Source organism: Pseudomonas sp. Cab53, assembly GCF_018325965.1.
GTDB classification, from domain to species: domain Bacteria; phylum Pseudomonadota; class Gammaproteobacteria; order Pseudomonadales; family Pseudomonadaceae; genus Aquipseudomonas; species Aquipseudomonas chlororaphis_E.
In genome coordinates, this window is record NZ_AP021902.1 from 1,784,930 (window position 1) to 1,805,668 (window position 20,739).

20 protein-coding genes are annotated in these 20,739 nt (G+C 52.7%); all 20 read left to right on the top strand.

The genetic code is table 11. From position 1 onward, the window contains the following. The 20 genes from hisC to KI241_RS07890 all read left to right on the top strand — a co-directional run bounded on the left by hisC (nt 1) and on the right by KI241_RS07890 (nt 20,730). Nucleotides 1-1,113 (top strand): histidinol-phosphate transaminase, encoded by a 1,113-nt coding sequence (gene hisC / locus KI241_RS07795; RefSeq protein ID WP_042728082.1) that lies wholly within the window; start codon nt 1-3, stop codon nt 1,111-1,113. A 28-nt stretch (nt 1,114-1,141) separates the two neighbouring features. Beyond that, a complete protein-coding gene (locus KI241_RS07800) occupies nt 1,142-3,349 on the top strand; it encodes a bifunctional prephenate dehydrogenase/3-phosphoshikimate 1-carboxyvinyltransferase (RefSeq protein ID WP_042728081.1) in 2,208 nt (735 codons plus the stop codon). Beyond that, nucleotides 3,346-4,035 (top strand): (d)CMP kinase, encoded by a 690-nt coding sequence (gene cmk / locus KI241_RS07805; protein ID WP_047737581.1) that lies wholly within the window; start codon nt 3,346-3,348, stop codon nt 4,033-4,035. Before KI241_RS07800 ends, cmk begins: the two co-directional genes overlap by 4 nt. A 120-nt stretch (nt 4,036-4,155) precedes the next feature. Continuing rightward, a complete protein-coding gene (rpsA, locus tag KI241_RS07810; protein ID WP_042728079.1) occupies nt 4,156-5,850 on the top strand; it encodes a 30S ribosomal protein S1 in 1,695 nt (564 codons plus the stop codon). Between the two features lie 200 nt (nt 5,851-6,050). Continuing rightward, a complete protein-coding gene (locus KI241_RS07815; protein ID WP_212803532.1) occupies nt 6,051-6,329 on the top strand; it encodes a hypothetical protein in 279 nt (92 codons plus the stop codon). A gap of 144 nt (nt 6,330-6,473) precedes the next feature. Further along, nucleotides 6,474-6,767 (top strand): integration host factor subunit beta, encoded by a 294-nt coding sequence (gene ihfB / locus KI241_RS07820; protein WP_042728077.1) that lies wholly within the window; start codon nt 6,474-6,476, stop codon nt 6,765-6,767. 24 nt (nt 6,768-6,791) lie between these two features. After that, complete coding sequence (locus tag KI241_RS07825; protein WP_042728076.1) at nt 6,792-7,031, top strand: LapA family protein; 240 nt, start codon at nt 6,792-6,794, stop codon at nt 7,029-7,031. A 208-nt stretch (nt 7,032-7,239) separates the two neighbouring features. Beyond that, nucleotides 7,240-8,316 carry a dTDP-glucose 4,6-dehydratase gene (rfbB, locus tag KI241_RS07830; RefSeq protein ID WP_042728075.1) on the top strand — a complete coding sequence of 359 codons (1,077 nt, stop codon included), beginning with the start codon at nt 7,240-7,242 and terminating at the stop codon, nt 8,314-8,316. Next, nucleotides 8,313-9,209, top strand: a complete 897-nt coding sequence (gene rfbD, locus KI241_RS07835) for a dTDP-4-dehydrorhamnose reductase (RefSeq protein WP_212803533.1) — start codon at nt 8,313-8,315, stop codon at nt 9,207-9,209. The genes rfbB and rfbD overlap by 4 nt, the downstream gene beginning before the upstream one ends. Beyond that, on the top strand, nt 9,206-10,084 hold the full coding sequence (gene rfbA / locus KI241_RS07840) for a glucose-1-phosphate thymidylyltransferase RfbA (protein ID WP_042728073.1): 879 nt from the start codon (nt 9,206-9,208) through the stop codon (nt 10,082-10,084). The genes rfbD and rfbA overlap by 4 nt, the downstream gene beginning before the upstream one ends. 161 nt (nt 10,085-10,245) lie before the next feature. Next, a complete protein-coding gene (locus KI241_RS07845; RefSeq protein ID WP_042728072.1) occupies nt 10,246-11,313 on the top strand; it encodes a Wzz/FepE/Etk N-terminal domain-containing protein in 1,068 nt (355 codons plus the stop codon). Between the two features lie 40 nt (nt 11,314-11,353). After that, on the top strand, nt 11,354-12,349 hold the full coding sequence (rfbC, locus tag KI241_RS28040) for a dTDP-4-dehydrorhamnose 3,5-epimerase (RefSeq protein WP_212803534.1): 996 nt from the start codon (nt 11,354-11,356) through the stop codon (nt 12,347-12,349). A 57-nt stretch (nt 12,350-12,406) separates the two neighbouring features. Next, complete coding sequence (locus tag KI241_RS07855) at nt 12,407-13,528, top strand: DegT/DnrJ/EryC1/StrS family aminotransferase (RefSeq protein ID WP_042728070.1); 1,122 nt, start codon at nt 12,407-12,409, stop codon at nt 13,526-13,528. Between the two features lie 6 nt (nt 13,529-13,534). Beyond that, on the top strand, nt 13,535-14,806 hold the full coding sequence (locus KI241_RS07860; protein ID WP_047737566.1) for an O-antigen translocase: 1,272 nt from the start codon (nt 13,535-13,537) through the stop codon (nt 14,804-14,806). A gap of 5 nt (nt 14,807-14,811) precedes the next feature. Then, a complete protein-coding gene (locus KI241_RS07865) occupies nt 14,812-15,813 on the top strand; it encodes a glycosyltransferase family 2 protein (protein WP_212803535.1) in 1,002 nt (333 codons plus the stop codon). 6 nt (nt 15,814-15,819) lie between these two features. Next, nucleotides 15,820-16,995 carry an O-antigen polymerase gene (locus KI241_RS07870; protein ID WP_042728068.1) on the top strand — a complete coding sequence of 392 codons (1,176 nt, stop codon included), beginning with the start codon at nt 15,820-15,822 and terminating at the stop codon, nt 16,993-16,995. Nucleotides 16,996-17,048: 53 nt separating this feature from the next. After that, entirely contained in the window at nt 17,049-18,182 is a 1,134-nt protein-coding gene (locus KI241_RS07875; RefSeq protein ID WP_212803536.1) for an NAD-dependent epimerase/dehydratase family protein, read from the top strand. A gap of 10 nt (nt 18,183-18,192) precedes the next feature. Continuing rightward, the gene (locus KI241_RS07880) at nt 18,193-18,639 is read left to right on the top strand and encodes a hypothetical protein (protein ID WP_212803537.1); all 447 of its coding nucleotides are present in this window, start codon (nt 18,193-18,195) and stop codon (nt 18,637-18,639) included. A gap of 115 nt (nt 18,640-18,754) precedes the next feature. Then, entirely contained in the window at nt 18,755-19,753 is a 999-nt protein-coding gene (locus tag KI241_RS07885) for a hypothetical protein (protein ID WP_212803538.1), read from the top strand. Further along, nucleotides 19,750-20,730 (top strand): NAD-dependent epimerase/dehydratase family protein, encoded by a 981-nt coding sequence (locus KI241_RS07890; protein WP_042728064.1) that lies wholly within the window; start codon nt 19,750-19,752, stop codon nt 20,728-20,730. Before KI241_RS07885 ends, KI241_RS07890 begins: the two co-directional genes overlap by 4 nt. Nucleotides 20,731-20,739 lie beyond the last annotated feature (9 nt).

Here is a 20,739-nt window from a genome sequence, read left to right on the forward strand (position 1 = left end):
ATGAGTGGCAACTTCCTCGCACTGGCGCAGCCAGGCGTGCAACAACTTTCGCCTTATGTTCCGGGCAAGCCTGTGGATGAGTTGGCCCGCGAGCTGGACCTGGACCCGGCCAGCATCGTCAAGCTGGCGAGCAACGAAAACCCGCTGGGCGCAAGTCCCAAGGCGCTGGCGGCGATCCGTGACGAGCTGGCCGAGCTGACCCGTTACCCCGATGGCAACGGCTTTGCCTTGAAAAGCCTGCTGGCCGAGCGCTGTGGCGTAGAGCTGAACCAGGTGACCCTGGGCAACGGCTCCAACGACATCCTCGAGCTGGTGGCCCGCGCCTACCTGGCGCCGGGCCTCAATGCGGTGTTCAGCGAACACGCGTTCGCGGTTTACCCGATCGCGACGCAAGCTGTCGGCGCCGACGCCCATGTGGTGGCGGCCAAGGCGTGGGGGCACGATCTGCCGGCGATGCTGGCGGCCATCGACGCCAACACCCGGGTGGTCTTCATCGCCAACCCGAACAACCCGACCGGCACCTGGTTCGATGCCCAGGCCCTGGATGACTTCCTGCAGGACGTGCCGGAGCATGTGCTGGTGGTGCTGGACGAGGCCTACATCGAGTACGCCGAAGGCAGCGACCTGCCTGATGGCCTGGATTTCCTAGCGGCCTACCCGAACCTGCTGGTTTCGCGCACGTTCTCCAAGGCCTATGGCCTGGCGTCGCTGCGGGTTGGCTACGGCTTGTCCACGGCCGTGGTGGCCGATGTGCTGAACCGCGTGCGCCAGCCGTTCAACGTCAACAGCTTCGCACTGGCCGCGGCCTGTGCCGCGTTGCAGGACGAGGAATACCTGGCGCAGAGCCGTCGTCTCAATGAGGCCGGCATGCAGCAGCTCGAAGCCGGTTTCCGCGAGTTGGGCCTGGACTGGATCCCCTCGAAAGGCAATTTCATCTGCGTCGACCTCGGGCGTGTCGCCGCCCCGGTGTTCCAGGGGTTGTTGCGTGAGGGCGTGATCGTGCGTCCGGTGGCCAACTACGGCATGCCGAACCACCTGCGCATCACTATTGGGCTGCCGGCGGAGAACAGCCGTTTCCTGGAGGCGTTGAGCAAGGTCCTGGCTCGTGGTTGATGTCACTTCATTGCAACCTGCTGTTCCTATGATCGGGCGCCTGGTGGTGGTCGGCCTGGGGCTGATCGGTGGTTCGTTTGCCAAGGGATTGCGCGAAAGTGGGCTGTGCCGGGAGGTGGTCGGCGTCGACCTGGACCCGCAGTCACGCAAGCTGGCGGTCGAGTTGGGTGTGGTGGATCGCTGTGAAGACGACCTGACGGTCGCCTGCCAGGGCGCGGACGTGATTCAGTTGGCGGTGCCGATCCTGGCCATGGAAAAACTGCTGGCGCGCCTGGCGACCATGGACCTGGGGCGCGCCATCCTCACGGATGTCGGCAGTGCCAAGGGCAATGTCGTGCGGGCGGCCACCCTGGCGTTCGGCGGGATGCCGGGGCGCTTTGTGCCGGGGCACCCGATTGCCGGTTCCGAGCAGAGCGGGGTGGAAGCCTCCAACGCCGAGCTGTTTCGCCGGCACAAGGTGATCCTGACGCCGCTGGAGCAGACCGATCCGGCTGCGTTGGCGGTGGTGGACCGCCTCTGGCGCGAGCTGGGCGCCGACGTCGAGCATATGCAGGTCGAGCGCCACGATGAAGTCTTGGCCGCCACCAGCCATTTGCCGCACCTGTTGGCGTTCGGGTTGGTGGATTCATTGGCCAAACGCAATGAAAATCTTGAGATCTTCCGTTACGCTGCCGGCGGTTTCCGCGATTTCACGAGAATCGCCGGTAGCGACCCGGTCATGTGGCACGACATCTTCCTCGCCAACCGTGAAGCTGTCCTGCGCACACTCGATACATTTCGCAGCGATCTCGACGCCTTGCGCGACGCGGTCGATGCAGGGGACGGGCACCAATTGCTGGGCGTTTTCACACGCGCCAGGGTGGCCCGCGAGCATTTCAGTAAAATCCTGGCCCGTCGGGCCTATGTGGACGCTATGAACTCCAACGATCTGATTTTCCTGGCACAACCTGGTGGCTCCCTGAGTGGGCGTATTCGTGTACCGGGCGATAAATCGATTTCCCACCGCTCGATCATGCTCGGCTCCCTGGCCGAAGGCGTGACCGAGGTGGAAGGCTTCCTCGAAGGCGAAGACGCCCTGGCGACGCTGCAGGCGTTTCGCGACATGGGCGTGGTCATCGAAGGTCCGCACCACGGTCGCGTGACCATCCACGGTGTCGGGCTGCATGGCTTGAAGCCAGCGCCTGGGCCGATCTACCTGGGTAACTCCGGGACGTCGATGCGCCTGCTGTCCGGCCTGCTGGCCGCGCAGGATTTCGACAGCACGCTGACCGGCGACGCCTCGCTGTCCAAGCGGCCGATGAACCGTGTCGCCAACCCGTTGCGGGAAATGGGTGCGGTCATCGAGACGGCTGCCGAAGGTCGTCCACCGATGACCATCCGTGGCGGCAACAAGCTCAAGGGGCTGACCTACACCATGCCGATGGCCAGTGCGCAGGTGAAATCCTGTCTGCTGCTGGCTGGTCTCTACGCCGAAGGCAAGACCATCGTGACCGAGCCTGCGCCCACTCGTGATCACACCGAGCGCATGCTGCGTGGCTTCGGCTACCCGGTCACCGTCAACGGCGCAACTGCGTCGGTCGAGTCCGGCAGCAAGCTGACCGCGACTCACATCGAAGTCCCTGGCGATATCTCGTCGTCGGCATTCTTCCTGGTGGCCGCGTCCATCGCCGAGGGCTCCGAACTGGTGCTCGAACATGTGGGTATCAACCCGACCCGCACCGGCGTGATCGACATCCTGCGCCTGATGGGCGCCGACATCACCCTGGAGAACCAGCGTGAAGTGGGCGGTGAACCGGTGGCGGACCTTCGCGTAAGAGCGGCTAAACTCAAGGGTATCGAGATTCCGGAGGCTTTGGTTCCGCTGGCCATCGACGAGTTCCCGGTGCTGTTCGTGGCCGCTGCCTGTGCCGAAGGCCGCACAGTGCTGACCGGTGCTGAAGAGCTGCGGGTCAAGGAGTCGGATCGTATCCAGGTAATGGCCGACGGCCTGCTGGCCCTGGGCGTGAAGTGCCAACCGACACCGGACGGCATCATCATCGACGGCGGCCAGATCGGCGGCGGCGAAGTCCATGGTCACGGCGATCACCGCATTGCCATGGCCTTCAGCGTTGCATCGTTGCGCGCCAGCGCGCCGATTCGCATCCATGACTGCGCCAACGTCGCCACGTCGTTCCCGAATTTCCTGGCGCTGTGCGCACAGGTCGGCATTCGAGTAGCACAAGAGGCGCAGTCGTGATCATCAAGGCACCGGTCATCACCATCGATGGCCCGAGCGGTTCGGGCAAGGGCACCGTGGCCGGGATCCTGGCCAGGCAACTGGGCTGGAACCTGTTGGATTCGGGTGCCTTGTATCGCCTGCTGGCATTCGCCGCGGCGAACCATGGTGTCGACCTGACCAACGAGGAGTTGCTCAAGGCTCTGGCCGCGCACCTGGATGTCCAGTTCATCGCAGCCACCGATGGCCAGTTGCAGCGCATCATCCTGGAAGGCGATGAAGTCAGCGATGTCATTCGCACCGAAAGCGTGGGGGCCGGGGCTTCCCAGGTGGCTGCGCTGCCGGCGGTGCGCGAAGCGTTGCTGCAACGCCAGCGTGCTTTCCAGGAGCTGCCAGGGTTGGTGGCCGACGGTCGTGACATGGGCACGGTGGTATTTCCTGAAGCGCCCTTGAAGATTTTCCTCACCGCCAGCGCGGAGGAGCGGGCTCGTCGTCGATATTTGCAGTTGAAGGGCAAAGGCGAGGATGTTAGTCTGTCGAGTCTGCTAGATGAGATCCGTGCACGCGACGAGCGTGACACCCAGCGCGCAGTGGCCCCGCTCAAGCCGGCGGCCGATGCGATACAGCTGGATTCCACGGAGTTGTCCATCGATCAGGTGTTGCAACGCATCATGAGCGAAATCGCACTGCGCGATCTCGCCGGGTGACCAGGAAGCTCTGCAGGGGACCAGTCATAGTCCTGCGGTGCTTCTTCTACATGAAACTAACCCACACCGTCTGGGGTGTGGAGCCGGGCGTATCCTTCGCCCCAATCATCAGGAATTAAAATGAGCGAAAGCTTTGCGGAACTCTTTGAAGAAAGCCTAAAAACCCTGAACCTTCAGGCTGGCTCCATCATCACCGGTGTTATCGTCGATATCGATTACCAGGCTCGCTGGGTAACCGTTCACGCTGGTCTGAAGTCTGAAGCACTCATCCCGCTTGAGCAGTTCTACAACGACGCTGGCGAACTGAACATCAACGTCGGTGACGAAGTTCACGTTGCGCTGGACTCGGTTGAAGACGGCTTTGGTGAAACCAAGCTGTCCCGTGAAAAAGCCAAGCGTGCTGAATGCTGGATCGTTCTGGAAGCGGCTTTCGCAGCTGAGGAAGTGGTCAAGGGCGTTATCAACGGTAAGGTTAAAGGCGGCTTCACTGTCGACGTTAACGGCATCCGTGCGTTCCTGCCAGGTTCCCTGGTTGACGTCCGTCCAGTGCGCGACACCACGCACCTGGAAGGCAAAGAGCTGGAATTCAAGGTCATCAAACTGGACCAGAAGCGCAACAACGTTGTCGTTTCCCGTCGCAGCGTCCTGGAAGCCGAGAACTCCGCCGAGCGTGAAGCTCTGCTGGAATCGCTGCAGGAAGGCCAGCAGGTCAAGGGTATCGTCAAGAACCTCACCGACTACGGCGCATTCGTTGATCTGGGCGGCGTCGATGGCCTGCTGCACATCACCGACATGGCCTGGAAGCGTATCAAGCATCCTTCGGAAATCGTCAACGTTGGCGACGAGATCGATGTCAAGGTTCTGAAGTACGATCGCGAGCGCAATCGTGTTTCCCTGGGCTTGAAGCAACTGGGTGAAGACCCATGGGTTGCTATCAAAGCCCGTTACCCAGAAGGCACCCGCGTCACCGCTCGTGTTACCAACCTCACCGACTACGGCTGCTTCGCTGAGCTGGAAGAAGGCGTTGAAGGCCTGGTACACGTTTCCGAAATGGACTGGACCAACAAGAACATCCACCCTTCGAAAGTCGTACAAGTCGGCGACGAAGTGGAAGTCATGGTTCTGGACATCGACGAAGAGCGTCGTCGTATCTCCCTCGGCATCAAGCAGTGCAAGTCCAACCCATGGGAAGACTTCTCTGGCCAGTTCAACAAGGGCGATAAAATCTCCGGCACCATCAAGTCGATCACCGATTTCGGTATCTTCATTGGTCTGGACGGCGGCATCGACGGCCTGGTTCACCTGTCCGACATTTCCTGGAACGAAGTGGGCGAAGAAGCCGTACGCCGTTTCAAGAAGGGCGACGAGCTGGACACCGTTATCCTGTCGGTTGACCCAGAGCGCGAGCGCATCTCCCTGGGTATCAAGCAACTGGAAAGCGATCCGTTCTCCGAGTACGTTCAAGAGAACGACAAAGGCGCAATCGTTAAGGGCATCGTGAAAGAAGTTGACGCCAAAGGCGCCATCATCACTCTGGCCGACGATATCGAAGCGACTCTGAAAGCCTCCGAAATCAGCCGTGACCGCGTTGAAGACGCGCGCAACGTCCTGAAGGAAGGCGAAGAAGTAGAAGCCAAGATCATCAGCGTTGACCGCAAGAGCCGCGTAATCCAGCTCTCGATCAAGTCGAAAGACGTTGAAGACGAGAAAGAAGCTATCCAAAGCCTGCGCGACAAGCCAGCTTCGGACAGCGTCGCTGCTGGTCCTACCACTCTGGGCGACCTGCTGCGTGCACAAATGGAAAAACAGAACTGAGTTCTGTCAGACCATAGAAAAAGGGCGACTTCGGTCGCCCTTTTTTGTGGCCGCGATTTGCCTTGGTTTCTTAAGGAGCCGGGGTTTCACGTTGGCCATGAAACCTATCCCTTAATAAAACTGTCTCTTTTGTTATGCAGATCAATCATCTATATAACGACTAAGGGTTGCCTTGAGGTGCTGGGGTGATAGGGATTTGAATGAACAGACTCTTTCTCGTGCTGTTGGTTGCGGCCCTGGCAGGTTGCTCTACCAGTGCAAAGACGCATGCCGTGCGTGGTGTCAGTGGTATCGAGGTCGACTGCTCGGGGTTGGGTTCGGGCTGGGAAAAGTGCCAGAAGCGGGCAGCGAAGGAATGCAAGGGGGCGGGCTACAAGGTGATTACCCGATCCGATGACGCCAGGGACGACGACCAATATCCCTTCGGCTTCAATCCGGCAGGCTACCTGACTCGCACGATGCTGGTCATGTGTCGTTAGCGCCTGAAATGACGCCCATCTGCCCAAAAAAGGGGCAGGCTGAGCTTGTAGGCGATATGTCAATACTTGGGCTGTTCAAAATCCTCCGGGCATGCTAAAACCTTTGAAGCGCTGATCTAGCTGCTTGAAAAAGAAGGGAAAAATATGACGAAGTCGGAGTTGATCGAACGAATTGTCACCCATCAAGGGCTACTCTCATCCAAGGATGTAGAGCTGGCCATCAAGACAATGCTTGAACAAATGTCCCAATGCCTGGCGACTGGAGATCGTATCGAGATCCGTGGCTTCGGCAGCTTTTCCCTGCATTACCGCGCTCCTCGGGTGGGTCGCAACCCCAAGACCGGTCAGTCCGTCAGCCTCGACGGTAAATTCGTCCCTCATTTCAAGCCGGGCAAGGAGCTCAGGGATCGTGTCAACGAAGAGGAGGAGGCGGATTGAAGGCTACTAACCAAGGGGCAGGCCATGCGTAATCTAAAGCGTGTTGTACTTGCCGTATTTCTGTTGCTGGTGATTCTGATTGTCCTGGCGTTCGTGCTGGAAAATCAGCAATCGGTTTCCTTGCTATTCTTAGGTTGGAGCGGGCCTGAGCTACCTGTCTCTGTAATCATCGTTCTTGCACTGTTGATGGGCATGTTAATTGGCCCATTATTGGGATGGCTTGTCACTCGTCTGATGCGATCTTCGCGAAAGCAGCTTATTTAACAAAAAAATAGGAAGGTTCCTACAGACAGCTCAGGAGTTGTCGGTCTATATCCATTAGTAAATCATTTATTTACCTGTAAAATGCACCGCTTGACCGCAACATGGCACATGTAAGCGCCAGTCGGGGTAACGAGGCCTAGGCTTCGTATTCAAGGATTAGACAGCGCTCGGTTGGCAGCCCTGTCGTCAACTCAAGGTACGGTTTCGCGTGAAAATTCTAGTCACCGGCGGCGCAGGGTTCATCGGTTCGGCCGTCATTCGGCATATCATTTCCGACACGGCTGACTCTGTCGTGAATGTCGACAAGCTGACGTATGCCGGCAATCTCGAGTCCCTGATTGATGTGTGCCAGAGTCCTCGCTATGCATTCGAGCATGTCGATATCTGCGATCGTGCAGCCATTGACCGGGTCTTGAGAGAGCATCAACCGGATGCCATCATGCACCTGGCTGCTGAGTCCCATGTGGATCGTTCCATTTCCGGGCCATCGGAATTTATCCAGACCAACATTATCGGCACCTATGTCTTATTGGAAGCGGCGCGCCATTATTGGGCCACTTTAGATGAGGCGCGCAAGCCCGGCTTTCGTTTTCATCATATTTCCACAGACGAAGTGTACGGCGATCTTGAAGGCCCCGAAGAGTTGTTCACCGAAACGACACCTTATCAACCCAGCTCTCCGTATTCGGCCAGCAAGGCAAGCTCCGATCACTTGGTACGCGCATGGGCCCGTACTTACGGTTTACCGACGCTGGTCACCAATTGTTCGAACAATTACGGCCCATACCATTTCCCCGAAAAATTGATTCCTCTGATCATCCTCAATGCACTTGAGGGGAAGCCGCTGCCCGTATATGGCAAAGGCGACCAGGTTCGGGATTGGCTTTATGTGGAAGACCACGCTCGGGCCCTCTACAAGGTCGTGACCGAGGGTGTCGTCGGCCAGACGTACAACATCGGCGGCCATAACGAGAAACAGAACATCGAGGTCGTGCGCACCCTTTGCGCCTTGCTGGATGAGTTGCGTCCGGGCTCGCCTTACCGTCCCCATGCCGAATTGATCAGCTACGTTCAGGATCGCCCTGGCCACGATCAGCGTTACGCCATCGATGCGAGTAAAATTCAACGGGAGTTGGGCTGGGTGCCTGAGGAAACGTTTGAAAGTGGCATTCGCAAGACTGTGGAGTGGTACCTGAACAACACCGAGTGGGTGGCGCATGTAAAGAGCGGAAGCTACCAGCAATGGATTGACCAGCACTACAACGATCCTTCGAGTGAATCATGAAGATCCTTCTGCTTGGGAAAAACGGGCAGGTAGGCTGGGAGCTTCAACGTTCACTTGCGCCACTGGGAGATGTGATTGCACTGGATCGTCAAACAGTGGATGGGCTTTGTGGTGATTTGACCGATGTTGACGCTCTGCGTGAGACGATTCGGCAAGTCAGCCCGGACATCATCGTTAACGCAGCCGCTTACACGGCTGTGGACAAGGCTGAGCACGACGAACCTGAGCTGGCTGATCGTATAAATGGCGACGCCTGTCGGATAATGGCACAGGAAGCTGCATCGCTGGATGCCTGGCTTATTCACTATTCCACGGATTATGTCTTCAATGGCCAAGGGAGCAGGCCTTGGCAGGAAACAGATCCCACGGCACCGGTCAACCACTACGGTGCCAGTAAGCTGGCCGGCGAGCAGGCGATTATCGCATCTGGTTGCAACTACCTGATATTGCGTACGAGTTGGGTATATGGTGCTCGCGGTAATAACTTTGCCAAGACCATGTTACGTCTGGCGAAAGAACGCGAAACATTAAACGTCATTGCCGATCAAATTGGCGCGCCAACTGGGGCGGATCTCATTGCTGATGTCACTGCCCTGGTGATTCGGCGACTGGATGAAGGGGCGGGCTCTAGCGGCATTTATCATTTGGTCGCGAGTGGAGAGGTTTCCTGGCACGGCTACGCCAGTCACGTCATCGATTTCGCCCGTAGCCATGGCGAGCCGTTGATGGTAAGCGCAGTAAATCCCATCGAAACCAATGCTTATCCAACCCCGGCAAAACGCCCGCTGAACTCACGCTTGAATACCCAGAAACTGCGCGATCAATTTTCACTGCATCTGCCGGATTGGCAGAGCGGCGTCACCCGAATGCTTAGGGAAGTAATGAATAAATGACAACAACAAACCGTAAAGGGATCATTCTCGCTGGTGGATCGGGCACTCGGTTGCACCCATTGACGCTCGGTGTATCGAAACAGATGTTGCCGATCTACGATAAGCCGATGATTTTTTATCCGCTTTCAGTGCTGATGCTTGCGGGGATGCGGGAGATCTTGATTATTTCCACCCCCGAAGACTTGCCTTGTTTCAAGAAGCTGCTGGGTGATGGCAGCCTTTACGGTATTCAATTGACCTACGCCGAGCAGCCAAGTCCCGATGGCCTGGCCCAGGCGTTCATTATTGGTGAAGCGTTCATCGGTAACGATCCTTGCTGCCTGATTTTGGGTGACAACATTTTTTACGGGCAACACTTTTCGGATAATTTGCGTTCGGCCACCCATCAAAAGGAAGGCGCAACAGTATTTGGTTATCACGTGTCTGATCCGGAGCGTTTTGGGGTAGTGGAGTTCGATGACTCGGGACGTGCCCTCAGCATCGAAGAGAAACCCGTCGCTCCCAAGTCAAATTACGCCGTCACTGGTCTTTATTTTTACGATAATGATGTGGTTGGCATAGCAAAGAGCATAAAGCCTTCTGCCCGCGGTGAGTTGGAAATCACCGACGTCAATCGTGTCTACCTGGAGCGCAAGAAACTCCGTGTGGAAATGCTCGGCCGCGGTTTTGCATGGCTTGACACAGGGACCCATGATTCTCTTCTGGAGGCCAGCCATTTCGTTCATACCATTGAGCAACGACAGGGCCTTAAAGTAGCTTGCCTGGAGGAGATAGCTTTTACCAACGGCTGGATAAACAGAGCGCAATTGGCTGAGCAGGCTGAACGCCTTAAAAAAACCGGATACGGCCACTATCTTTCCAAGCTTTTGAGTTAATCGATACCCATCCGCACCAGGATTCATTTCCTGTTGCTTAATAGATCTTAAGTAGCACATCGACGCAGCGACTGCTTAATGACAGTCGCTGTGGAATGGGCAGAAAACTCAAACTCGCTCTCAACAGCGTGCTGAAGTAGATAAAACAAGGCTTAAAGACTATGCAAAGTGATGCTGCGAATAATCAATACGCCAATGAATTTGATGCCTTCCAGATCGCGCGAGCGTTATGGCGCCAAGTGTGGGTCATTATCAGCGTAACCGCTATTGCCGTTGTCCTGGGGCTGATGTATGCGTTTTTCAGCGAGCGAGTCTTTGAGGCCCGCGCCTATCTGGTGCCTCCGACCCAAAGTGATATTGCCGAGTTAAATGCAGGGCGTACCAAGGAATTCGAGCTTGAGCCCTATACCATTGAGCATGTATATCGTTTATTTGTGCGAAATCTACTCTCCGAGACGCTGCGCCAGGAGTTTTTTGAAAGTACGTACCTTCCATCGCTGAGTGAAGATGAAAAAAAACGCTCGCAGGATGCGTTGTACGCCGAGTTCCTGAAGAAACTGAAGGTGACTCCGGTTACGGCTGATGAGGTGGGTCGCTACTCCGTGATTGCCCAGACGGGTAACGCAGAACAGTCAGTGGACTGGGTCAAGAAATATATCAGGCATGCAGAATTACAAGCAGTCAACGAAATCACCAAGAACGTTTCATATGAAGCCAAGGTCCGTGCCCAGAATATGGGGCGGGAGATAGATGCCAAGCGTGAAACAGGTGAGGCCATGCGTGCGGATACGTTGGTCAAATTACGAGCGTCGCTAGGCGTCGCTGAGGCGGTTGGCGTGCAGAAACCTACGATGATATTCGATGGTACCCCGAACGCGGCAACCACGAACATGACAGGGGAAATGAGCTTCTTGAGAGGCGTCGAGGCGCTTAAGGCTGAAATAAAAAGCATAGAGGGCAGGTCTTCCAATGACGCATTCCTGTCCGGCTTGAGGGACCTTCAAGCCAAGAAGAGCTTTTTTGAAAAGCTGGCAGTCACCCCCCTGAAAATCGATATGTACCGCTATGACGGCGATGTTGAAGTGCCACAAGAGGCTATCAAGCCGAAAAGAACACTTGTTGTGTTGCTGGCATTGGTCCTCGGCCTGATGCTGGGTGTCTTGGCAGCGCTTTCGGTCCATCACCTGGGCGGGAAGTCGGCAAAAAAATCTCCAGGTTATCAAGTCTGAACCCTATTTTGATGTGCCCAGTTGGTTAAGGAAACACTCCATGAAATTGCTAAAAACCGATTTGCAGGACGTAGTGATTATAGAACCGACGGTTTTTAGGGATGAACGGGGCTGGTTTTTTGAAAGTTTTAATGAACCGCGTTTTCACGACGAGCTTTCAAAGTTAGGTTTGCCCATACCCAGAAGCTTTATTCAAGACAACCATTCCTCCTCGCAGAAGGGCGTTCTTCGCGGTTTGCATTATCAGCTCGCACCCCACGCTCAGGGTAAGTTGGTCAGAGTTGTCTCGGGATCGGCCTATGACGTTGCTGTCGATATTCGCAAGGGGTCGCCCACCTATGGGAAATGGGTGGGGGCCGAGCTAAGCGCAGAAAACCATCGCATGCTGTGGATTCCTGAAGGATTCGCACACGGCTTTGTAGCGTTGGAAGATAACACGCACTTTTTATACAAGACCACGGATGTCTACAGTAAAGAACTTGAGCGCAGCATCAAGTGGGACGACCCTGATTTAGGCATCGACTGGCCTGCTGGGGCTGATTTTATTATCAGTGAAAAAGACAGGCAGGCGAGCCCGTTGAAAGACGCTGATCTTCCAAGTCTGTATACCCCCGGCAGTACTCAAGCGCTGACGCTGGACATTATTGGGGATAGCCGAGGAAGTCTGATCGCCTTGGAAAAGTCGAGTCAGATACCATTTGAGTTTAGACGCGTCTATTATATTTTTGGCACGCAACCTGAGGTCAGCAGAGGGTTTCATGCGCACAAAGATCTTCGTCAACTGGCCGTGTGTGTTTCGGGAAAGTGCCGGATGTTGATGGATAACGGCGTGACGAAGGAAGAGATCTGGTTGGACTCGCCGACAAAAGGGGTTCTGATCAATAATCTTGTCTGGCGGGAAATGCATGATTTTAGCCCGGACTGTGTGTTGGTCGTATTCGCCAGCCATGAATATGACGAAAAAGACTATATTCGAAATTACAAAGAATTTACTAATTTAGTAGCCGCCGCTGCCGTATCCAATAAGGCTGTTTGATCCCGGCTTGCTCTTGAAGCCAGCTGATTTGATCTACACGCAAAGAACAGGTGTTTAATGATTGAGTTTCTAAGTTTGAAAGATGTAAACGCGGCCTACGCTTCCGAACTCAAAGCTGCCTGTGCGCGAGTCATCGATTCTGGCTGGTATATTCAAGGAAAAGAGCTGGAGGCCTTCGAGAGTGATTTTGCGAAGGCGTGTGGCGTGCAATTTTGTCTTGGCGTAGCGAATGGGCTGGACGCGCTGACGCTAACCTTGAGAGCGTGGAAGCTCCTCGGCAGGTTGACCGAAGGCGATGAAGTGATCGTCCCTGCCAACACTTATATAGCGAGTGTCCTGGCCATTACCGAAAATGGCTTGACCCCTGTGCTCGTTGAGCCTGATGAAACCTTGAACATTTCGCCGGCGTTGATAGAGTCTTCTATCGGCCCCAAAACCAAGGCAATTATTCCCGTTCATCTTTATGGTCGCTTGGCTGATATGCCAAGTATCATGAGTATCGCAAAAAAGCATAATCTTTTGGTTTTGGAGGACTCCGCACAGGCGCACGGTGCGAGTATTGACGCAAAAGTGGCCGGTAGTTGGGGCGATGCAGCCGGATTCAGCTTCTATCCAGGGAAAAATCTCGGCGCACTGGGTGATGCTGGGGCGATTACCACGAATGACCCGGAACTGGCTACAGTACTAAAAGCACTACGCAATTATGGCTCTCACGAGAAATACAAGAATATCTACCAAGGTGTCAACAGCCGGCTTGATGAAATACAAGCCGCAATGTTGAGCGTTAAATTAAAATATCTGTCGACTGATATTCAAAGTCGCAGAAAGATTGCGCGTGCGTACAGTGACGGTATCCGTAATGCTGCGATCCGTCTGCCCATCCAGGAAAATGTGTCTCCCTTGGATTTTGAAGGCCATGTCTGGCATCTTTATGTTGTTCGCTGCCAGCACCGTGATGCTTTGCAGAAGCACTTGGCTGCATCAGGTATCCAGACATTGATACATTATCCAATACCTCCGCATAAACAGCTTGCTTACAAAAACTGGAATAGCCAGTCGTTCCCGTTAACCGAGAGGATACACGACGAGGTACTCAGCCTTCCGATTGGTCCCACCATGACCCTCGAAGACGCGAGCGCTGTGATTGATGCCTGCAATAGTTTTAATGGCCTTGGTTGAAGGCTAATGACGCTGATAAAAACAAGTCTGCTTAACGGGGTTGCCGTACTCGTTAAAATGTTGACGTTGCTTGGAATAAATAAAGTCCTGGCCATCTACGTTGGTCCTGTGGGTTATGCAGCGCTTGGGCAGTTTCAAAACGCTATTCAAATGATCACTACTTTTGCCAGTGGTGCTATTAATACAGGTGTTACGAAGTACACGGCGGAATATCATTATAACGAGGACAAGCAGCACGCCGTCTGGCGGAGTGCTGGGACTATAGCCTTGTTAGGCTCACTGCTTTGCAGTGTCGTTATAATGATATTCAGTGATGAGCTGGCGGTTGCATTTCTAAAGAACTCCGACTTTGGCGGTGTCTTCAGATGGTTTGCGGCTACGCTGGTATTCTTTACATTAAATGCGCTTTTGCTGGCGATACTTAACGGTAAAAAAGATCTGCTTCGTTACGTTTTCGCAAATATTGCTGGAAGCGTCTTTGCCTTTCTAGTAACTACGGCTTTATCAATGTATTTCGGCCTGTATGGTGCGTTGATAGCTCTGGCTATTTATCAATCAATTAGTTTTTTTGTGACTCTTGTTATTTGTCTGAAAGCGCCTTGGTTTCGCTTTAACTATATGGTGGGGCGCGTCGATTATGCAGTGGCCAAAAATTTTCTGAAATATACGGCCATGGCCCTTACATCAGCTATTTGCGTACCGGTCAGCCATATCTTCGTGCGAAACTACCTGGGTTCATCATTTGGTTGGGATGCGGCCGGCTACTGGGAAGCCATGTGGCGTCTTAGTGCCGCCTACCTCATGCTCGTAACAACGACCCTCAGCGTTTATTATTTGCCCAGGCTTTCTGAATTGGAAAGCCGGGAAGCGATAAGAGCGGAAGTTCTATTGGGCTACCGTGTCATATTGCCCTGTGCCGCGTTGTGCGGACTGATTATCTTTGTCTTGCGTGACTTCATCATACATGTGTTGTTTACAGCGGATTTCCTGCCCATGAGGAGTCTTTTCGCCTGGCAGATCGTTGGCGATACTCTCAAGATAGGTAGCTGGATCCTTGCTTATGTCATGCTGGGTAAGGCCATGTTCAAGCTCTTTATCTTTTCCGAAGTGCTTTCTGCAATTTCTTTTTATGTCATGACGGTCGTTTTTACAAAATTATTGGGCTTGGAGGGAGTGTCTCTGGCTCACGCGGTGAACTATGCAGTTTACTGGGCGTTGTTAATGCTGTTCGTTACGATGGAGTTGAAGAAAGTGAAAGCTGACGGGCTAGTTGGCTGAAGGATTTGCTGGATAATGGTTTTTCTGTTGAGGCGCTTGCGTTGAATATTTATAATCCAAAAGTTTCTGTGATGATCATTACTTACAATCAGCAGCATCTGATTGCGGAAACGATCGAGAGTGTATTGACGCAAGACTATGACAATTTCGAGATTGTGGTAGCAGACGACGCCTCTACAGACGGTACGCGCGAAGTTATTCTGGACTTTTATAATAAATATCCTGATGTGATTGTGCCGGTCTTGAATGAGAAGAATCTCGGCATTACCGGCAACTCCAATGCGGCTTTTTTTGCCTGCAGCGGAGAGCTGGTCGCAGTGCTAGGTGGCGATGACCTGTTTTTACCCGGGAAGTTGAAGGCCCAGGTGGCGCTTTTCGAGGATCCCAAGGTCGTACTGTCTTACCATCCTGTGGATATTTTTAATCACGCTGATGGTGCGTTGATTTTTCGTACCAATACTACTGAAAAAGAGCGAATCAATAACGTCCACGATTTAATATCGAAGGGGGGTATTCCAGGTGCTTCTTCGGTCATGGTTAGACGTTCTTCGTGTCCTACGCACGGCTTCGATCCGCTCTTTCCCGTCGTTTCAGACTGGATCTTTTATATTGAAGTCGCGTTGCAAGGCGAAATTCGTGAACTCCCGGGTGTCTATGGCAAGTATCGTAAGCATGGTCTAGGGGCTAGCGACAGGACATTCGAATTGCTGCAAGAGTCTCTGCTGACCGTCGATCTCATTGCCAAACGCTATGAACATGATCCGGCCATTAGGGAAGCGTGCCAACAAGGTGGCTACCGTTATCTTCTAGGTGAGCTTTTCAGGCAGGTTGTTAAGAAGAACAAGGCCAATGTCGAGGCGCTGCGTCCGTTATTCCTGAAGTATTCATCCGGAAACAAACGAACAATGACCAATTTGCTTTTTGGGATTCTGCGTCGCCCCATGATTTTCAACGTTGTTTCGGGGGTGCTGCCCCGGCTGAAAAATGCCCTAAAGCGACAGGTATAAACGACTATGCTGAACCCTGCATTTGTTTATATTGCCATGTGGTCGCTGGTCCTGTTGCTGTATTTTTTTGACTTGACCACAAATTTGGTCTCCCCCTCGGCGGTGGGACTGATGGTGATAATCATGAATATGGTCAGCATATTGTTATTGTATTTGCTTTTAAGGGGGCGGAAAAAGATCGAAGTTCCCAGTGAAGCACAGACCGATTTTTATATAAGTGTCGTGTCGCGTTTTTTAATGTTGTTAGGGTGTGTGTGGTTTCTTGGCACCGCTTTCGAGATTTATTATTCGGGGGGCGTGCCTCTTTATTGGCGTTTGGTGGGTATTAATAAACTGTACACCGAGTTCGGTGTGCCTTCCCTCCATGGAGTCATGAATGCCTGCTATCTGCAGGTGCTGTCAATGGCGACTTATTTGTCTATAAAAAAACACTCCAAAAAAATGGCTGTATTGATTCTAGTTCTTTTGCTATGGCCGGTGTTGATGTTGGGCCGCGGTATTCTGCTGAGCGGATTGATTCAGGTCGTTTGTGTTGCGTTGCTACTGACGAAGGTATCCTCTAAGAAGATACTTTCGCTGGCTGTCGTTGCTGTGGCGGTTGTGGTGATTTTTGGCTACTTGGGTGATATGCGGCAAACCTCAAACCCCTTTGCCTATTTGGTATCTGGTCAATCCGGAGAAGTGTTTGATGCCTTGCCCAGCGGTTTTCTCTGGTTTTACGTCTACCTGACAGCCGGGCTCAGTAATTTTTTCCACAACATTGATACTGTGATTCCAAACTGGTCGGTATCCTATTCGATGTCCAATATGCTGCCTTCGATTGTGAAGGCGTATTTTGAGTTGGATGCCAGGAACGATCTGTTCACGTTTGTGGATAACAATTTGAATACCTCTACCATTTATGCAGGCTTCGTATCGGATACCGGGGCTTTGGGTGGCTTTATATTTGTTGCGCTGATTCAATTGGTTTGCTGCTGTGTATACAAGGTCTCGCTCAGGGGGCGACCCTGGGGGATCTTTGCTTATTCGGTAGCCTTTCAGATTCTCGTGTTTTCAATTTTCTATGATATGTTTTTCCTGTTGCCGACATTGTTCCAATTTTTTATCTGCTGTTCTCTGTATGTTTTTGCCGGCCTCCGTTCCGGTAGACATGAAAAATACGCGCGGCAAGACGCACCCTAAGCGCCCATGTCAGACGCAAAGATGTTTTACTGTTGATGGATAGAGGTACCGTTATGAAAAAGATTCTAATCACTGGTGGTGCAGGGTTCATAGGTTCGCACCTCGTTCCCAAACTGTTGAAAACGAACCATACCGTTAGAATTCTGGATCCTCTAACCGTTCAGGTGCATGGCAGTCTACCTGTTGACCTCGATTGGTTGAATGGTGAAGGCATCGAGTTCATTCGCGGAAGTGTCACTTCGCGAGAAGATTGGACAAAGGCGCTTGAAGGCGTTGACGGCATCGTCCATTTGGCGGCAGAAACCGGCACTGGTCAATCGATGTACGAGATTGCCCGCTATAACGAGGTTAACTCCCAAGGCACTGCCTTGATGTTTGACGTCCTGGGCAAGTTACCGGCGCATCGTGTTAAGAGAATCATTCTCTCCTCAAGTCGTTCGGTATATGGAGAGGGGGCCTATATCAACTCTCTCACTCAACAGCGTGTATGCCCGACCGCTCGTTCCGCTGACGCGCTGAGTAAACAAATGTGGGAACCTCTTTGCCCCTTTACAGGCGATGCATTGCAACTTGTACCGACGAAGGAAACGGATCTGATCGCCCCGTCCTCGTTCTATGCAGCGACCAAGTATGCGCAAGAGGATCTTGTCAGGATTGGCAGTCAGTCAATGGGCATAGATTATACGATTTTCCGTTTGCAGAATGTTTACGGTGAGCGACAGTCGCTCAATAATCCGTACACTGGCATATTGTCCATATTTTCCACCAAGATTCGTCGCGATACCGTTCTTCCACTTTTCGAAGATGGCCTCGAGAGCCGCGATTTTGTGCATGTCGATGATGTGACAGATGCGTTGGTTGCGGGTTTGCTTGTTGAAAAATCACCCAATACCGTCGTTAATGTTGGTAGCGGGATTGCCACCTCTGTTAAGGAAGTCGCCGAGGAGTTGACAGTCGCGTTCGGGAAAAAACCGAATGTTCAAGTGACCGGGCAGTTTAGAGTTGGCGATATTCGTCATAATTACGCTGATATTGAACGGTTGAATAAGTTGCTCGGTATTCATCCCAAGATTACGCTGAAAGAAGGTCTCAAGCGCTTCGCTGAGTGGGTGCTCCAGCAGCCGCTGCCAGAGGATCAGCTGGAAAAGGCTAATCAAGAATTACGCGCTCGAAAGTTGATGAATTAAGGAGCTTGCCATGGAGCAGGACAACCCGGGTTTGTGGCGTCTGTTGTGCGCAGACATTGAGAGGCAGAGGGCACTATTCAAGGCTCCTGCGACCAGGTCAAAGATAAAGTTGGTGTTGGCTATGGTTTCTCCTAGATTTGCTCCCGTGCTGCTCTACAGGCTAGCATATTCAATGAATTCCAACGGGCTGAAAATAATCGGCCGGTTTTTTTCCTTGTTGAATTACACCGTCTTTGGGATAGAAATAGCGGTTGCCTGCAAAATTGGTCCGGGCCTGTTTTTCCCCCATACCCAGGGAACCGTTATCGGTGCTGTCAGCGTAGGCGCAAACGCTGTTATCTATCAAGGCGTGACGCTGGGCGCCAAGGATCTGGATTTTACCTACGACGCGGACCACCGTCCCGTTATTGGTAACGATGTGGTAGTCGGTGCCGGGGCGAAAGTGCTGGGGGGATAACGGTGGGCGATAATGTTACGGTGGCCGCCAACTCGGTGTTGCTGACGAGTATGCCGGCAAATGTCATCGTCGCCGGCATGCCTGCAAAAATCGTTAAACAGCGAGCGACGTTGGTGTGAATGAATTGTTAAAGAATAAAAACGTCTTATACGTGGCTCCGATGTTTTTTGGTTATGAGTCCGAGATAAAGGGAGAACTGGAGCAACAGGGCGCCAGCGTCACTTTTCTATTGGACCGTCCATTCGAATCGCCTTTTCTAAAGGCGCTCACAAAGTTTCGTCACGCGTGGGTAATCGGCGCTGCCGATCGATATTATGAACGACAGATGAACTCCGTTCATACGGAGTTTGACTACGTTTTTGTTGTCAATGGACAGACGCTCTCTGCGAAAACACTTTCTGCGTGGCGTGAACGGTATCCAAAGGCAAAATTTATCCTATATATGTGGGATTCTTTTTCCAATCGACAACAGACGCTTCATAATCTAAAGTATTTTGATAGTGTGTTTACCTTCGATAAAAATGATGCTGAAAAGTACAATGTCAATTTTCGGCCTTTATTTTTTTCGGCGGGTTTTAATGCTGTCGTCGAGACGAAGACAGAATACGATATAAGTTTTATTGGTACAGCACACACCGATCGGTTTTTTATTGTCGATAAAATAGATCGCCAATTGGATGCGTCAACAAAAAGATATTGGTATCTTTACTTGCAGGCCAATTGGGTTTATTGGTTCTATCGCTGCTTTAATCGCGCCTATCGGAATGCCAGGAAAAGTAATTTCAAATTCGCGTCGATACCCAAGTCTGAGGTTCAGCGTGTTTTTAACGTTTCAAATGCGATACTCGATATAGAGCATCCTCAGCAGACGGGGTTGACCATGCGTACGTTGGAAACATTAGGGGCAAGGAAGAAGCTGGTTACCACCAACGCAAGCGTTAAACAGTACGATTTTTACGCTGAAGATAATATTCTTGTCATTGATCGTTGGGAACCCGTTATCAGCAAGGCGTTTCTTGAACGGCCTTATAAGGCTGTTGATCCTCATATTTATCATCGCTATAGCCTGGCCGGCTGGCTTGATGAAATTATTATGCTGGTGAACAAAAAATGAAGATCCTAGTGACGGGGGCAAGTGGCTTTATTGGGCGTTCTTTGTGTCTTGATCTTCAGGCAAAGGGGTTTGCCGTGCGTGCGCTTATGCGCAAGCCTTCGGCGGCCGCCGCAGATTATGAATGCCTGTTCGGTGAGCTGGACAATGAAGAGTTCCTTTCCGAAGCGTTGTCTGGCGTAGATATCGTTGTCCATCTCGCGGGCAGGGCGCATCAATTTGGCAAAGCCGCCAAGGATGTCTCGGCGATGTTCAAGGTGAACAGAGACTTCACCTTGAGGCTCGCCTCCATTGCGGAGCAGCGCGGAGTCAAGCGCTTTATTTTCGTCAGTTCTATTGGTGTCAACGGGGTCGAAACCGGATTAGCGCCTATTGACGAAACCAGCCCTGCCACCCCCGTCAAGGATTATGCTTTATCCAAGTACGAGGCCGAAGTCGCCCTCAGCCGTGCATACATAGAGGGTGCCAGTGGGATGGAATTGGTTATTATCCGTCCGCCCCTTGTTTATGCGGCCAATGCGCCGGGTAATTTCCAACGTCTGTTGAAACTCGTCAGGAGCGGTTTGCCCTTGCCCTTTTCTGGGGTCGCCAACCGAAGAAGCATGATCTCTCTTGATAATTTGACTGATTTTATACGCGTGTGCGCCATTCATCCCGATGCCGCTGGAGAGTTATTTCTTGTATCCGACGGTGACGACCTCGCCTTGCCGGAAATCATTGATGCTCTTTCTGTTGGCATGGGGAAGCGGCCCCGGGTTTTCTATTTTCCTGTCAAGCTCATTTATGCGGCCGGCCAGCTCGTCGGTAAGCGTGCTTTGGTAACCCAGTTGTGTGGATCTTTCGTTGTCAACCCCGCAAAGGCGATGAAACTATTAGGGTGGACACCACCTTTTTCTTCTCGCAATGAGCTTGTCAGGTCGGCACGGGAGTTTATGTTGTCCGCAGAAAAGTGTCGTTCAAGACCGGAACAGTCTGAATAAAGGAGTTTT

What these genes read in the sequence shown, in the direction of transcription:
- KI241_RS07855 (WP_042728070.1), top strand. Translation starts at nt 12,407, where the DNA reads ATGATTGAGTTTCTAAGTTTGAAAGATGTAAACGCGGCCTACGCTTCC.
- KI241_RS07870 (WP_042728068.1), top strand. Translation starts at nt 15,820, where the DNA reads ATGCTGAACCCTGCATTTGTTTATATTGCCATGTGGTCGCTGGTCCTG.
- ihfB (WP_042728077.1), top strand. Translation starts at nt 6,474, where the DNA reads ATGACGAAGTCGGAGTTGATCGAACGAATTGTCACCCATCAAGGGCTA.
- KI241_RS07825 (WP_042728076.1), top strand. Translation starts at nt 6,792, where the DNA reads ATGCGTAATCTAAAGCGTGTTGTACTTGCCGTATTTCTGTTGCTGGTG.
- rfbA (WP_042728073.1), top strand. Translation starts at nt 9,206, where the DNA reads ATGACAACAACAAACCGTAAAGGGATCATTCTCGCTGGTGGATCGGGC.
- KI241_RS07880 (WP_212803537.1), top strand. Translation starts at nt 18,193, where the DNA reads ATGGAGCAGGACAACCCGGGTTTGTGGCGTCTGTTGTGCGCAGACATT.
- hisC (WP_042728082.1), top strand. Translation starts at nt 1, where the DNA reads ATGAGTGGCAACTTCCTCGCACTGGCGCAGCCAGGCGTGCAACAACTT.
- rfbC (WP_212803534.1), top strand. Translation starts at nt 11,354, where the DNA reads ATGAAATTGCTAAAAACCGATTTGCAGGACGTAGTGATTATAGAACCG.
- KI241_RS07845 (WP_042728072.1), top strand. Translation starts at nt 10,246, where the DNA reads ATGCAAAGTGATGCTGCGAATAATCAATACGCCAATGAATTTGATGCC.
- rpsA (WP_042728079.1), top strand. Translation starts at nt 4,156, where the DNA reads ATGAGCGAAAGCTTTGCGGAACTCTTTGAAGAAAGCCTAAAAACCCTG.
- KI241_RS07800 (WP_042728081.1), top strand. Translation starts at nt 1,142, where the DNA reads ATGATCGGGCGCCTGGTGGTGGTCGGCCTGGGGCTGATCGGTGGTTCG.
- KI241_RS07860 (WP_047737566.1), top strand. Translation starts at nt 13,535, where the DNA reads ATGACGCTGATAAAAACAAGTCTGCTTAACGGGGTTGCCGTACTCGTT.
- KI241_RS07875 (WP_212803536.1), top strand. Translation starts at nt 17,049, where the DNA reads ATGAAAAAGATTCTAATCACTGGTGGTGCAGGGTTCATAGGTTCGCAC.
- KI241_RS07815 (WP_212803532.1), top strand. Translation starts at nt 6,051, where the DNA reads ATGAACAGACTCTTTCTCGTGCTGTTGGTTGCGGCCCTGGCAGGTTGC.
- KI241_RS07890 (WP_042728064.1), top strand. Translation starts at nt 19,750, where the DNA reads ATGAAGATCCTAGTGACGGGGGCAAGTGGCTTTATTGGGCGTTCTTTG.
- rfbD (WP_212803533.1), top strand. Translation starts at nt 8,313, where the DNA reads ATGAAGATCCTTCTGCTTGGGAAAAACGGGCAGGTAGGCTGGGAGCTT.